The following is a 13,706-nucleotide window of genomic DNA, read 5'->3' on the forward strand; positions in this document are numbered from 1 at the left end:
CAGGAGGGCGTGATGAAACTCTTTCTTTGTGAAAAACCTTCCCAGGCAAAAGACATCGGCAAGGTGCTGGGTGTAACCGGCGGACGTTTCGACGGTTACTTCCAAAAAGGCGATACGGCCGTTACTTGGGCGTTCGGCCACATTTTGAGTCAAGCCATGCCTGCCGCATACGGGGAGGAATTCGCCGATTTCGGCAACATCGACGCACTGCCTGTACTACCCGACAACTGGAAAATGGAAGTTCAGACCAAAGCGGCCAAGCAGTTCAAAGTCATTAAGGGATTGTTGGCCAAAGCCGACGAGGTCGTCATCGCCACCGATGCCGACCGCGAAGGCGAAGTAATCGCACGGGAAATTTTGGATCTGTGCGGCTATCGCAAAAAAGTCTCCCGTTTCTGGACCAGCGGTTTGGATACTGCCTCAGTCAAAAAAGCCTTGGCTTCCATTATGCCCGGCAAACAGAAGGAAACCCTGTATCAGGCAGGTTTGGCACGTTCCCGCGCCGACTGGCTAGTCGGGATGAATCTGAGCCGCGCTTACACCGTGGCGTATTCCGAGGGTTTCGGCAAAGAACATACGTTGTCCATTGGCCGTATTCAGACCCCGACCTTGAACTTGGTGGTACGCCGCGACCACATTATCGAAAATTTCCAACCCTATCCGTATTACGTTTTGAGTGCTGTTTTTCAGACGATCTCAAAAGAACAGTTTGCAGCACAATGGCAGATTCCCGATGCGCTGAAAAATTCAGACGGCCTGTGTACCGACAAAGCATTTGTCGCAAACTTGGCCAAACAGTTGGCCAACGCGACAGGTACTGTCGTTTCCGCCAAGACAGAGCGCAAAAAAACACCGGCTCCGTTGCCGTACAGTCTTTCAGCCTTACAAAAAGAAGCCGGTAAAAAGCTGGGTATTTCCGCCTCCAAGGTATTGAAAATCGCCCAAGAGCTATACGAGAAGCACAAAATTACCTCTTACCCGCGTACACCGTGCCGTTACCTGCCTCAGTCGCAACAAAGCGAAGTGGCCGAGGTGTTTGCGGCCATGGCCGCTATCGACGGCAGCCTGACATCGGTGTTGGCCAAAGCCGACCCGAACAGCTCGTCGCGGGTATGGAACGACGGTCAGGTCAATAAGCATTCGCACCATGCAATCATCCCGACCAAGACCGCATATTTCAGTTTGTCGCAACTGGATAAAAACGAGCGTGAAATCTATCTGATGATACGCAACCGCTACATCGCCCAGTTTTATCCCGACTACGAATACGACGCGACCGTCATCTTGGTAGAAAGCTGCGGCCAACAATTCAAAGCCACCGGCCAAACCCCTAAAGTTCAGGGCTGGAAAACATGGTTGGGTAAAACCGACGAAGACGGCGGCGATGATAACGACAGTACCGTATTGCCGGCCATTTCAGACGGCCAACAACTGACCGTAACCAGCAGCAACCCTGAAACCAAGAAAACCGCACCGCCGCCGCGCTTTACCGAGGCGACGCTGCTGGATGAAATGCAAACGCTGTCCGACTTCCTCAAAACTGTGGAGGATGAACAGATTAAAAAAATCCTCCGCAGTACCGAAGGATTGGGAACTGAAGCTACTCGTGCCAACATCATCGACCGGTTGTTTGAGATGAACTACATCGAGAAGCAGAAAGGCAAAATTGTTTCCACCGAAAAAGGCCGCAAAATGATTGCCCAAATACCGGCAATGGTGGCCGATCCCGTTACTACCGCCAAGTGGGAGCTGGCTCTGGCCGGCATAGAATCGGGCAAGTTGACCATGGAGGATTTTATGGCTTATCAGGAAGACTTGATCCGACAGCTAGTCGATCAGGCCAAAGCCGATGCCGCCAAACGGCTGAGAGTGGCAAAACCGGCGACTTCCGGTAAGCCGAAAAATGTGGCCAAGCATAAAGCCGGCGATGCCTGCCCTGATTGCGGTGGCGTGTTGCAGGAAAGAACACTGAAGAATGCGCCTGAGAAAAAGTATTTGGGGTGTTCTAAGTACCCCGAATGCAGGCATTTTGAGTGGTTGCAGTGAGATGTGTAAGTTGAACAACCTTAACTTTAAGTTGTCATACAGCAGTCTGCTTTTTTTACTGATGCAGCATACCTATTTCAACATTCAAACAAGAAGGAATTTCAGATGAAAAAGATGTTAATCCCCACCTTGGCCGTTTGCTTGTTGGCCGCATGTTCCACCAATCCTGACGGTAGCATCAACTGGGCCGATAATCCGATTGAGCGTGCCGCGCAGAAAATCAATGCCGGTATTTCTGGTACCAATGCCGCACTGGATTCTGTTGCGAATGCAGGTTCCAAAACATCAAAGAAGAAATCCAACGACCCGTTAGATGAGACTGTTTACTCTGACAGTAAGCTGACTTACCGTGCTTTGTTGGATTTGGGTTATATCCGTAAGAATCCAGATTATCCTAAACATGCTACCGAACCTTATGTCTTTACTTCGCTTAACTGCAGCAGAGGAGGCAGCCAAAACAGAATGTGTTTGCGCAATACACGCATGATTGCCCCTCGTCCATGAATTTTTGATTTTGGAGCAGCAGTATGAACAGAAGGGACTTTTTGACTAAAGCCCTCCAGTCGGTCACGGCAGTTTATGCAGTCGGAGCCGCCGGGCTTCTTTTTCCTGATGAGGCATTTGCTTTGTCAGATGATAACGGATTTTGGCAGCGTGACCGTCTGATTCACTTCAGACGTGCCGACACTGGCGAAAAGGGCGTTATCCAACATTATTCCAGGCAGTACGGTTATCTGAAAGAGGGATACCGTAAAGCCTGCTGGCATCTGCGGGATGCTAAAGACAATAATTCCGTTGCACAAATGGACGTACAGCTTCTGAATCTTCTGTATGCGATACAGGAGTGGGCACGTATGGCCGGTAAGTCCGACCCTCTGATTACTATCAATAGCGCCTACCGTACCCGGCGTAGAAATGCACGAATTGAAGGTGCGGCACTAAACTCTCTTCATGTTCAGGGGAAAGCTGTAGATATTACTGTGCGCGGAATTGAAAACTGGCAGGTTGCTGAAATGGCCAAACATTTTAATGGCGGCGGAGTAGGGCATTACAATACCTTTACCCACGTTGATACAGGCCGTCTGCGTGAATGGAGGGGGTAGTCTGGTATGGAATCCGTAACCGATTTCACACAGCAGGAATATATCCCTGCCAATATGGTTTCAGCGGTAGAGTGGTTGAGCAGCCTGAAGGTCGATCTGGATCAGTATTGCCGTTACGACTTAGGCCTGGATTTTGTAGGTGACAGCTTACATGCCAATTTAAATTGTGCTATGTGGCCGCATACGTTTTTATCTAGAATAGTACCGTTTTTGTCCCTCTCTCGTGAAAAAAGCCCAACATATCCGGCATATGTTTCTCCCTCTCGTGTTATCAGTACGAGCATAAACGGTTATCCTGATGATGTACCGGAGGATGAAGTAGAGCAGCGCATTCAGAAATACTCAACCTGTTTTAGTCATGATAATGCAAGCAGTTACATGTATTTCAAACCATTAGGTTTCATTGTTGCTCATGAAGGCAAGCGCAGAGTAGCGTTTATGCGCAAGCACCAACAACCCAAGCTAGCGGTCAATATCAGCGAATACAACTATCCCGATCCAGAACAGATTCAACTGGTTTTCCGGGAAACCGCTCATGAAACACAATATTGGGCTGTATTGGATGGCAAGATCGTACAAAAGGTCATGTTTCCTCGCTTAACAGACCGTATTATGAGAAATTACGGCGTCCGAACGGTTGGGTGGCGTGATATTTTCCAAGTATACGGTTATGATTTCATCGGCAATAAGACTGGAGAGGTATATGAAATGCCTTGGTCACTCGGTGTAGGTGGTTTTTATGAGTCTGCAAAATCCCTTTGGACAGGATTATCTAGTGATGAATTATTTTTTCTGTTGCTGGAACAGTCATTTGAGGAAAAAGACAACTCCGGGAATCCTAAAAGTATTGTTGAGTTGGAAAAGGTATTTGAAAAGGCTAAAAAAATTGCCGCACACCACGATACGCAGTTGAACAAGTCCCGTTGGGGCGCGCTGAAAGACGCGCTGTTAGGAAGTTACTGAGTATGGTAAAAATATTAAACTGATTATCTTGACAGAGAATTTTAAATCGTTCAATATAAAAATGTTTCATGTGTTTTGTACTTTCACTAAAAAAGTACGGTATGTCGCCATTCACGCATACACCCGTCTATTCGGGCATGGCTTTTTATCTAACCCTCTTGGGGATACACATCCCCAAAGGGCATGGCGTATCCCCTTAATTTATTTATGGAGATACATCATGCAAACCAGCAAAACTGAAAAAACTTTCTTCAACCTGACCTGCGAAGGTGTCGGATATATGAACCGCCCCCGCTGGGTTGAAAGTAAGAAAAGTAAGTATATTGCCTGTACCATTCAGGCACTTCGTGGCGACGAAGAAGACAAGACCCGCTTTGACGTTCGCGTCGTTGGTGGACAAGCACAGAAGGTTTTTGAAGATTTATTGGAAGCCTATCCTGATTTGCTGTCCGATGACTACAAAAAACGTCCAACCGTTACCATCGGTTTCCGTGTCGGCGATATTTACGCAAAAACGTATGAAGCCAACGACCGGAAGACAGGAGAAAAAATCCTGACTCCGACTATTGACGGCCGTCTGATCAGAATCAAATATCTGAAAGTACGGGGCGAAGTGTTCTATCGTGATGAATCTAATGTCAATCAGGCAGTGGATTCTGCTGCTTCCGATAATGCTGTTCCCGAACAGTTTCATCAGGACAATTATGGTTCGCACCGCGAATAACCGACAGTAATTACTGTCTTTGAAGCGAAAGTCTTAGGACTTTCGCTTTGCTATTTTCCCGCCGGGATAAACACTATCCCGTAGGGGCTTGTGTTTATCCCGGCTTTTTTAATTCATTTTACGGAGGATAAACATGAGAAGATTATTTAAACGCGCAAAAAACATTCTGTAAAATAAGTAACCTGAAATTTAAAAACCTGCGCTTCGGCGTAGGTTTTCCAAAGAGATTTTATGAGAGATTTCTCCGGAAAACCTACCTTATCTTGGTAAAATTCGATTTTATCGGTTACAATTCAAGATAAGCGGTAGATATGTGCGGATGCCCTAATCCGTACCGCCTTCATTGGCGAGGGCTGTGTAATACTTCTAAAATTTTGTTTTATATCTTTCTGACAGTTGTCCAAATGCAATTTTTCAAGCCAAGTTATATTTGGACAACTGTCTTCTCAATCATCTTATAATTTCTGCTTCCAATGTCAAAAAAGGTACGTCCGGCCTTTATCGGACGAGCTTTCTAACGATTGTTTTTTTGTCGATGCCGGTCTTTGGGCCGGTATCTGCAAGCAAATAATCGGTTTTCACTTTGCTCCTTAACAATTTGGACTTGATTTTATATACGCAGCCGGTATTTTCCGGCTGCATGACCTTGTTTTAGGTCTTTTTAGGTAAGCTTGCATCAGCAGGCTTATCCGAACGTATGGCTCGTATTTTCGGATAAGCATGCTGGAATCCTCTGAAGTAGGGGAGGATAAAAGTTCCCACAGCCTGACTAGCTATATCAGTCTCGATGTCGCCGATAAACAGCATCAGCCATATTCGTATGGACGCGGCTTTTTTCTATCTCCCCCTGTGGAACTGTCAATCTTACAGGGGCAATTCGGTATTCCTCCCCACGGTGTTTACCGGTTGTCTTGTTTAAAACGGAACACTTTGACAAGCCTTGCTCTACGGCGACACTGGATGTTGACCGTATCAATATCCCTTGCCCCTGTTGTCGAAGGACAGGGTGGTGTTTTCGTTACTCGCCGTATATCCAAGATGCGGCTATTGCCCGCTGCGAGCGGGTTTACCAAAGGCCGGAGCTTTTGGTAAACCTATTTCACAGCTGAAAGACTGCCTTCTTTCTCTGCATTGCCGTTAAACAGTGCAAACCTGGTTCATCAGGTACGGCCTTTTCTTTCAACCCATCGGGGCACCTTCCCCGGCGGGTTTGGTGTCCCTTTTTTTGGAGTGCACCATGTTTCATTTCTTTTCCCGCCGAAATACCGGCGTTCTCCCCATCAAATCTGCGGGAATCCGCAAAGGTATGGTTCTGACTCATCTGCCCACCGGCACGCGCCGCACAGCGGTATATGCTGCATCAAGCGGGCTGCTTTTGATAGACGACTACGGACACCTGTTCGGACCGTCTGAAAAAGAGCTGGCACAGCAATACTGCCTGCGCGGCTACAAACTCCGCTGCGGCTTCGAAATCGAAGCCCTGTGGAAGAAAGCCAGTCAACTGCATCAGGCCGACAAACGCCTGCTGACACGTTTGGGTTTGCGCAGCAGTCCCGAGGCTATCCGCCAATTCTTATCCGCCTGATTCAGGCATTTCTTTCTACCCTTTGGGGATATGTTTATCCTCAACGGGATAGGTATATCCCCGTTTTCTTTTGGAGATATACCATGTCATATTCTATCCCTGCAACCCTCAATGTAATCGAACGCACCGGCCGCAAAGGTGCATTTATGGTGGCCGAACTCATTACCGACATCGGTACGTTCGACCTCAAACACCGTGTATTGGAGCAATTCCAAGAAGGCAGTTATCAAGGTGTGTTCATCATTACCCGTGTTTATACGCAAAGCGTGACCTGGAAAAACGGCACTTGGACGAAACTCTGTGCCGATTTGGATTGGGAAGCCTTGCGCATTATGGCTCAATCCGAGGAAGCGATTCCGAGTACCGGTTTGGCCGTTGCGGAAATGGTAGCGGAAGAAACAGCTTCTGTTGAAGCTGAAACGCCTGCACCTGTTTCCCAACCGGCAGCACCCGTTCAGACGACCTCTGCCGCCATCGACGACGATGACTTGGTTTCGGATATACATACGCTGCAACTGCGTATCTCGTTGTCCGAACCGGTCAAGCTGGATGCGACCATGGAAGACCGTACGCTGTTCCGCAAACTGCGCGACGAACTCAAGGCTAAAGGCTACCGCTTCAATGCGGTTGACCAGTCTTGGATTTTGGCCGAGTAAGGAGGTGTGAGATGCGTATGAAATTGTCCAAAGCGCGTTTCGGCGGTATGACCGAGGAAGCCGGCAATGAAATCAGGATTTCGGACGGCAGTTTTTTCATGCCGGTACATCTGAAAGCAGGCAGGCACACCAAGTCAGACTTCGTTGTGTTAAATGCTTCGACTGCCGATGTGGAACGTGTGGTCATGCATTTCGGCGAATCAGGCGTTCTGATTGCTGGACGCGACAACCGTTTCCGCCGTTTCGACGATCCGTATTGGAGGGAATGAGATGTACCGTACCTCCACTCACGATCTGTTTGCCGATGCTTTTTTCATCCTCAACGAACGGCTGATGTTTGCTTCGCTCTACGGACGCGATGCCAATATGCTGTCCATGCTGGCTTTGATGAACAATAACGGCGGTGTCGATTTGGGTCCGTTGGGTTTCCGTGATGCGGACGACCAACGCTACCATCCCCCGCGCACCACAGCCCGTTACTTTTTCGACCTGTACAAACACATGACCAAGATACCGACCCGTAACTACGGTGTATTGACCCATGCGTTTGTCTATTCGTCGGAAATCGTCAAATACAACCTCGACAGCAAAACCGCTTGGCTGGTTTCAGCCGATACCGAAGCCGATCTGACCGATCAGGTTTGGCGCGTTATCAACGGTCTGACCGATGTCCCGCTGCTCGACAGTTGGGCCGGTGCCGTGCTGCCGCATCTGCAACAGCAGGAATGCGTCAGGATGTATCCGCCGGGTATCAGCGAAGAAGCCGCCCTTGTCGGCGTACAGGCTTGCCGTATCCGTATTCCCGATGACTTCGACCTTCAGGTCAGCCATTGGATTAAGGCCGGGGTGCTTCATACTTCCTAGCCTTTAAACCTGCGTCAGCAGGTTTTTTCAGACGGCTCTAACCGAGGCCGTCTGAAAAAACCTGTTTCATACGCCGACAGTCGGTTCACTGTCTCGATGCTGCCGTTAACCATCATCAACCGCATTCGTGCGGTACGGCTTTTATTCCAACCTTTTTTCTTGTTTTTTTAACCAACCCTGTGGGGATATACCGTCCCCAAAGGGATTGATATATCCCCGTTTTTTTATGGAGATATATCATGGGTGCAGGAAACTATCTTTACCGCTCCGCCATCATGGAGCAACAGCAAACCGAGGAATACACTTGGATGGTGTATGTGGACGAATACGGTCACGGCGACGGCGAAGTCATTGAAGATTTCGACTGGGAGCATGACAGTATGCGTGCGGATATACTCGGACTGCTGCAATCGCAACTGAAAGGCTTTGAAGCGGCGGAAGCTCCTTCCGGTGCGGGTATGTTTTACCGCGACAACTGGTTGAGCCGCGACAATGAGGAAGTGCTGGGCTACGTCGGCCGCATGGCTGTGATTGCTGCTTCGACTTACGATGGCGATCGCGTTGCGATTGTGGTCGCCCCGAACGAGGAGTGGCAGCAGTATGTGTGGGGTATCGAATCCGATCCGAACAGCTATCGCATTGACTGGCATTACTGCAATGCCGGCGAACGGGCGCGTTGGGCTTCGGCCATCCGCTCGCTCAACTGCGGCGGTTTGTCCCGTGAGATGGCGGCTGTCAGTGATAAGGTGCTTAAAATCTTTGAGCGCCATATCGGTTCAGAACGCCTGTCGTTCCGTACTTCGGCATGGACTTCGGCACGCTATCATCCGCAACTGGCGGCTGCATAGGAGGATAAATCATGATGGTTCAGAATGAATTGCGTGTTTACCTCTATTCCACCGACGACAGCATGTTTTTGAAATATGCGGATTTGGACGTTCCCGTTTACGGCGGCCATATCCGTTTTCATTGCGTGGTCGAGCTGGATGAAAATCAGGACATCCGCCCTGAAACCCTGCGGTTGAACAGCCTCTCCCAATCGGAGTTCCTATTTGACGGCAGCGCACCGAACGAAGATGTGTTGGTGTGGTCGGCCGAGCCTTTGCCGGTCGGCGACAACATCTATCCGCTTTCCTGTGTGCGTAACGGTATTTACAACATGGCGCTGCTTCAGGCAGTGGCTGCGATTGTGAATCACCGTTATTCGATCGATTATTGCTGATCGATCCCAAACCTGCAATAGCAGGTTTTTTCAGCCGGCTTTGACTGAGGCCGTCTGAAAAAACCTGTTTCATACGCCGACAGTCGTTTCACTGTCTTGATGCTGCCGTTAACCATCATCAACCGCATTCGTGCGGTACGGCTTTTATTCCAACCTTTTTTCTTGTTTTTTTAACCAACCCTGTGGGGATATACGTCCCACCGGGTCGACATATCCTTGTTTTTTTAAGGAGATGTGCCATGAATGATTCAACCCTGCCGCATGTGCCGGTTTATTGGTTTGCCCCCAACAACGATGTGTTCTACCGTTTTTCCTACCGCGATACGTTTGCAGAAGAAAAGACGTATTGGACGAGGAAGAACTGAAGAGGCTGACGAAGCTGGGTTTGGGCGATTCGGATATATTTGAACTTGCTCAAAAAGAAATCATCAGAGAATACGGCGACGGTTTGCCGTTCCTAACTTTGAAGAGCGCCAAAATACCGCTGTATGACACTTTGTCAGATATGACAGTGGCGGAAATTCTGCCGAGACTGACGATGGCGGTTGCTGCCGTGGATTATGATGCGATTGATAAATGACATCATATCTTCGATACCGTCCGCGAATATCTGTAAGTAAACCGTATTTTGATTTGACCCTGTGGGGACATACTCCCCATAGGGCGGTATGTCCCTTTTCTTTTTGTTTTTATTTTTAGGAGACGTACCATGTATCACATTACTTCCGCCGACACGCAAAACGGTCATCGTAGTGATGTCGTTGTTATCAGACCCGATTTAGATTGGGATTTTGTCGAAAGCCATTACCCTGACTACTCTCGCAGTCAGTCGATATGTTTGTCCGGCGATATGGATGCCTGTTTCGAATATGCCGAATTGGACGGTGATGAGTTGGTTACCGACGAATCGGTAGGCCGTCTGAAAGCGCAAGCGCCCGATAAGGAGCGCAGTACCGAACCTTCTTGGTATCAGGTTCATGCGTTTGATGACTTTATCGGTTCGAATAAGACGTTCAAACAGGCTGCCGACGAGATGAACGATTATTGCTTGGCCAAGTCCATACGCCATTATCCGGCCGATGCACCCAAACTGCCCGATTGGTATTATCGTTGGGCGGATGAAGTATTGGCCGATTGAGCCGTTTTACCGCTTTATTTTTTACTTCCCACCCTGACGGGGCAATTCCCCGTCTGCGGGGTTTTGCCCTGTTTTCTTTTAGGAGAACATCATGCAAAACCCCGTATCTTTACAACAAGTCTTCAAAGAACTCGAAGCGCTCGATTTGCTCGAAGTAGTCGATACGGTACCTGCTCCCCAGCCGGTACTGCCCCAGCATATCGAAGCCGTCAACCAGTTCAATCTTTTGCTGTCCCAGCTTAAAAGCAGCGATCTTTCCCTGTCCCAGTTTTTGGCCGATTTCGGCGACAGCCTGTTTCAGGCTGTTACCGAGCAAAACCAACCGCTGTATCAGGGTCAGACTTATCCGGCGCACGAAACGGCGCTGGACGGTTTGACGCGCAAGCTGTTTCCGGCGCAGCGCGAAGTCGTGTGTGCGGTCAACCAACTGCTGTTGGAAGAAGACCAACCAGCGGCGGTCATCAATGCGGAAATGGGTACCGGTAAGACCATGATGGCCATTGCCTGTGCCGCAGCCGCCCACGCTGCCGGACTGCACCGTACTTTGGTGCTGAGTCCGCCGCATTTGGTGTACAAGTGGCGTCGCGAAATCCTCAGTACCGTGCCGAATGCGCGGGTGTGGATTTTGAACGGCACCGATACCTTGGCCAAGCTGCTTAAAATCCGTCAGATGCGCGAAGCACCGACCGTTCCGGAATTTTTTGTGATGGGACGGGTCAGAATGCGTATGGGCTACCACTGGCGGCCGGCGTATTCGGTACGCAAGCGCTACGACACCCATTTGGATGCCGAGGGCAACCGCTACCGTGTTGCCGCCAAATCCTTTTGCTGCCCGAAATGCAGTCGGGAAATCACGGATGAGGATGGCAAGCCGTTTGACTGGGAAGAGCAGGTTGTCGCCGCACTGGGCAAATCCCGTCGCTTCTGTACCGCTACTACCGGCAAAGGCGCGAACCGTAAGGTCTGCGGTGAGCCGTTGTGGACATTGTGCCGTAAAGACAGCAATGCCCCGCAAAAGAGCGTGTATGAGCGCGTTATCGGTGCGGTTGCCGCTTTACCAGGTCTCGGCCCGAAAACGGCGGAACGTCTGGTTGCGCAGTTCGGCGAAGAGATGTTGGCCGGTATTTTGGAAAACAACATTCAGGCGTTTTCCAATCTGATGGATGAACACGGCGAGTTTGTGTTTGACGACCGTCAGGCCGCCCGTCTCGACCGCGCTTTGAGTAAAACCGAGTTCTCGCTGGGTTTGGGCGGCTATCAGCCGACCGAGTTCATCAAACGCTATCTGCCCAAGCATTATTTCGGGCTGATGGTGGTGGATGAAGGCCACGAGTACAAGAACTACGGCACGGCTCAAGGTCAGGCGATGGGGGTATTGGCACGCTGTGTCAAAAAGACCATCTGTCTGACCGGCACGCTGATGGGCGGTTACGCCGACGACTTGTTCTATCTGTTATGGCGTTTGCACCCGCAGGCGATGATGGAAGACGGTTTCGGCTACAACAAGTCCAATACGCTCGGTACGGCGGCCATGGCCTTTATGCGCCAACACGGTGTTTTAAAGGACATCATACGCAGCAACGGCAGCGAGTTTGACGGCGGATCGTTTACCAGTTCCAAAGCCAAACGCAGTTCCGTGCGTACCGCCAAAGCACCGGGGTTCAGTCCGCTGGGTATCATGCGCTACATCCTGCCGATGACGGTATTCTTGAAGCTCAAAGATTTGGGCAAAGGGGTGCTGCCGCCGTATGAGGAAATATTCCGGCCGGTGGCGATGACCGAAAAGCAGGAAGACGTGTACAAGCAAATGAGCGCATCTTTGCAGCAGGTACTGAAACAGGCTTTGGCCAAAGGCGACAACACCCTGACCGGCGTTGTTACCAATACGCTGTTGGCTTGGCCCGATTGCGGTCACAATCCCGAGCATGTGGTATGGAAAAGCAAACAACAGGTTTTGTTTTCCGCGCCGGCGGTGTTTAACGAATACGAGTTGTCGCCCAAAGAGGCCGATATGCTCGAAGTCGTCAAAACCGAACTGACAGCCGGACGCAAATGCCTTGTGTATTCCATCTACACCGATACCCGCGATACCACCACACGCTTGCAGGAAATCCTGAAAGCCAACGGTATCAAAGCGGCGGTCATGCGTGCTTCCGTGAAAGCGGATGTACGGGAAGACTGGGTAGCCGAAAAGCTGGATGATGGTTATCAGGTCATTATCTGCAATCCCGAGCTGGTTAAAACAGGTCTTGATTTATTGGCCTTTCCAACCATCTACTTCATGCAGACCGGCTACAACGTCTATACGCTGATGCAGGCGGCCAGACGTTCGTGGCGGATTGGTCAGAAAGAACCGGTCAAAGTGTATTTTGCAGGCTATATGGACACCGCACAGCAGATCTGTCTCGAACTGATGGGACAGAAAATCGCCGTCGCGCAATCCACATCCGGCGAAATGCCCGATACCGGTTTGGACATCCTGAACCAGGCCGAAGATTCGGTCGAAGTTCAGTTGGCCAAACGCCTGCTGGACACGCAGCACCAACCCGCAGTTTTTTAAACTGCCTTGCCCACGTCAGTGGGCTTTTTCAGACGGCTTTGGTTTGAGGCCGTCTGAAAAAGCGCATTGCTTTGCAGGAGAGACCAATGAAATACAGCAAGAATAAGGATTTTCATAATTACGTTGCCGCATTGGTTGAAAGCGACAAATGGATGTTCATACCCAAAGGCCACCGCAAACACGGCTGCTTGAAACACGAAAGCGACCGAAAATGCCCCGTGCCGAGCAGCCCCAGCCAAGACCCGCGAGGCTTTTTAAACTTCAAGGCCATGACCCGTCAGATTGAATTGGGGTTGTGCTGATAGCGTTTTACACGCCGACAGTCGTTTTACTGTCTGGGTACTGCCGTTAAACATTGCCACCGCCTATCCGTAGGTGTACGGCTATTTTTTAAACTCTTTATCAACCCTGTGGGGACATATCATCTCCACAAGGGCATTGGTGTGTCCCCGTTTTTTATGGAGACACCAATGTGAAATTTTTCAAATACTTGAAATTCAGTTTCCCGTTACACAAGGAAACACTTGAATCGTGGATTAAATTGCTGGATGATGTGACCAAAGCTGCAATGATTGCGGTTTTGCCGCTGCTCTGGCTCAATTCGCATTCATTGACCGAACGCGCTATCGGCGTAGTGGTATTGGCCGTTATTGGGTATTTCGCCCAAATCAGTGCCGACAAATTACGCAAACACCGTGATTCATTAAATCGAAAGGACACGTCATGTTAATCGGCGGACTTTTATTCATCCTCGCTTTGTTGCTTGCTTTCAATCACTGGATCAGTAAACAGCTTGAAAACGACCATTTGAACGAGGAACAACACAACCGTTAACCGGTTTTTAT

17 protein-coding genes are annotated in these 13,706 nt (G+C 49.7%); all 17 read left to right on the forward strand.

Going from position 1 to position 13,706, the window contains the following annotated elements; all coding sequences use genetic code 11:
- The first annotated feature begins 12 nt into the window (after positions 1-12).
- The 17 genes from DBY90_RS06315 (at position 13) to DBY90_RS06390 (ending at position 13,591) form a co-directional block, all read left to right on the forward strand.
- Positions 13-2,046 carry a DNA topoisomerase 3 gene (locus tag DBY90_RS06315; RefSeq protein ID WP_107986773.1) on the forward strand — a complete coding sequence of 678 codons (2,034 nt, stop codon included), beginning with the start codon at positions 13-15 and terminating at the stop codon, positions 2,044-2,046.
- A gap of 105 nt (positions 2,047-2,151) precedes the next feature.
- Entirely contained in the window at positions 2,152-2,550 is a 399-nt protein-coding gene (locus DBY90_RS06320; RefSeq protein WP_107986775.1) for a hypothetical protein, read from the forward strand.
- Between the two features lie 41 nt (positions 2,551-2,591).
- Positions 2,592-3,149 carry a YcbK family protein gene (locus tag DBY90_RS06325; RefSeq protein WP_234405108.1) on the forward strand — a complete coding sequence of 186 codons (558 nt, stop codon included), beginning with the start codon at positions 2,592-2,594 and terminating at the stop codon, positions 3,147-3,149.
- Positions 3,150-3,155: 6 nt separating this feature from the next.
- Positions 3,156-4,112: a hypothetical protein gene (locus DBY90_RS06330; RefSeq protein WP_107986779.1), complete on the forward strand. Its 957-nt coding sequence runs from the start codon at positions 3,156-3,158 to the stop codon at positions 4,110-4,112.
- Between the two features lie 28 nt (positions 4,113-4,140).
- The gene (locus DBY90_RS06335; RefSeq protein ID WP_234405109.1) at positions 4,141-4,836 is read left to right on the forward strand and encodes a DUF3577 domain-containing protein; all 696 of its coding nucleotides are present in this window, start codon (positions 4,141-4,143) and stop codon (positions 4,834-4,836) included.
- A 1,237-nt stretch (positions 4,837-6,073) separates the two neighbouring features.
- Positions 6,074-6,421 (forward strand): hypothetical protein, encoded by a 348-nt coding sequence (locus DBY90_RS06340; protein ID WP_107986783.1) that lies wholly within the window; start codon positions 6,074-6,076, stop codon positions 6,419-6,421.
- A gap of 83 nt (positions 6,422-6,504) precedes the next feature.
- On the forward strand, positions 6,505-7,077 hold the full coding sequence (locus DBY90_RS06345) for a DUF3275 family protein (protein ID WP_107986785.1): 573 nt from the start codon (positions 6,505-6,507) through the stop codon (positions 7,075-7,077).
- 11 nt (positions 7,078-7,088) lie between these two features.
- Positions 7,089-7,346, forward strand: coding sequence for a hypothetical protein (locus DBY90_RS06350; RefSeq protein ID WP_107986787.1), 258 nt, complete (start codon positions 7,089-7,091; stop codon positions 7,344-7,346).
- A gap of 1 nt (position 7,347) precedes the next feature.
- Complete coding sequence (locus DBY90_RS06355; RefSeq protein WP_107986789.1) at positions 7,348-7,941, forward strand: hypothetical protein; 594 nt, start codon at positions 7,348-7,350, stop codon at positions 7,939-7,941.
- A 239-nt stretch (positions 7,942-8,180) separates the two neighbouring features.
- Positions 8,181-8,789 carry a hypothetical protein gene (locus DBY90_RS06360; protein WP_107986791.1) on the forward strand — a complete coding sequence of 203 codons (609 nt, stop codon included), beginning with the start codon at positions 8,181-8,183 and terminating at the stop codon, positions 8,787-8,789.
- A gap of 11 nt (positions 8,790-8,800) precedes the next feature.
- On the forward strand, positions 8,801-9,163 hold the full coding sequence (locus DBY90_RS06365; RefSeq protein WP_107986793.1) for a hypothetical protein: 363 nt from the start codon (positions 8,801-8,803) through the stop codon (positions 9,161-9,163).
- A gap of 239 nt (positions 9,164-9,402) precedes the next feature.
- Positions 9,403-9,528, forward strand: coding sequence for a hypothetical protein (locus DBY90_RS13490; protein ID WP_267894286.1), 126 nt, complete (start codon positions 9,403-9,405; stop codon positions 9,526-9,528).
- Positions 9,510-9,743: a hypothetical protein gene (locus DBY90_RS06370; protein ID WP_107986795.1), complete on the forward strand. Its 234-nt coding sequence runs from the start codon at positions 9,510-9,512 to the stop codon at positions 9,741-9,743. The genes DBY90_RS13490 and DBY90_RS06370 overlap by 19 nt, the downstream gene beginning before the upstream one ends.
- Before the next feature lie 129 nt (positions 9,744-9,872).
- A complete protein-coding gene (locus DBY90_RS06375) occupies positions 9,873-10,301 on the forward strand; it encodes a hypothetical protein (RefSeq protein WP_107986797.1) in 429 nt (142 codons plus the stop codon).
- A gap of 91 nt (positions 10,302-10,392) precedes the next feature.
- On the forward strand, positions 10,393-12,861 hold the full coding sequence (locus DBY90_RS06380; protein WP_107986799.1) for a DEAD/DEAH box helicase family protein: 2,469 nt from the start codon (positions 10,393-10,395) through the stop codon (positions 12,859-12,861).
- Positions 12,862-12,947: 86 nt separating this feature from the next.
- Positions 12,948-13,163, forward strand: a complete 216-nt coding sequence (locus tag DBY90_RS06385; protein WP_107986801.1) for a hypothetical protein — start codon at positions 12,948-12,950, stop codon at positions 13,161-13,163.
- Between the two features lie 170 nt (positions 13,164-13,333).
- Positions 13,334-13,591, forward strand: a complete 258-nt coding sequence (locus tag DBY90_RS06390; protein WP_107986803.1) for a hypothetical protein — start codon at positions 13,334-13,336, stop codon at positions 13,589-13,591.
- The last annotated feature ends 115 nt before the right edge of the window (positions 13,592-13,706 follow it).

The sequence above is a fragment of the Neisseria mucosa genome (genome assembly GCF_003044445.1).
Lineage (GTDB): Bacteria > Pseudomonadota > Gammaproteobacteria > Burkholderiales > Neisseriaceae > Neisseria > Neisseria mucosa_A.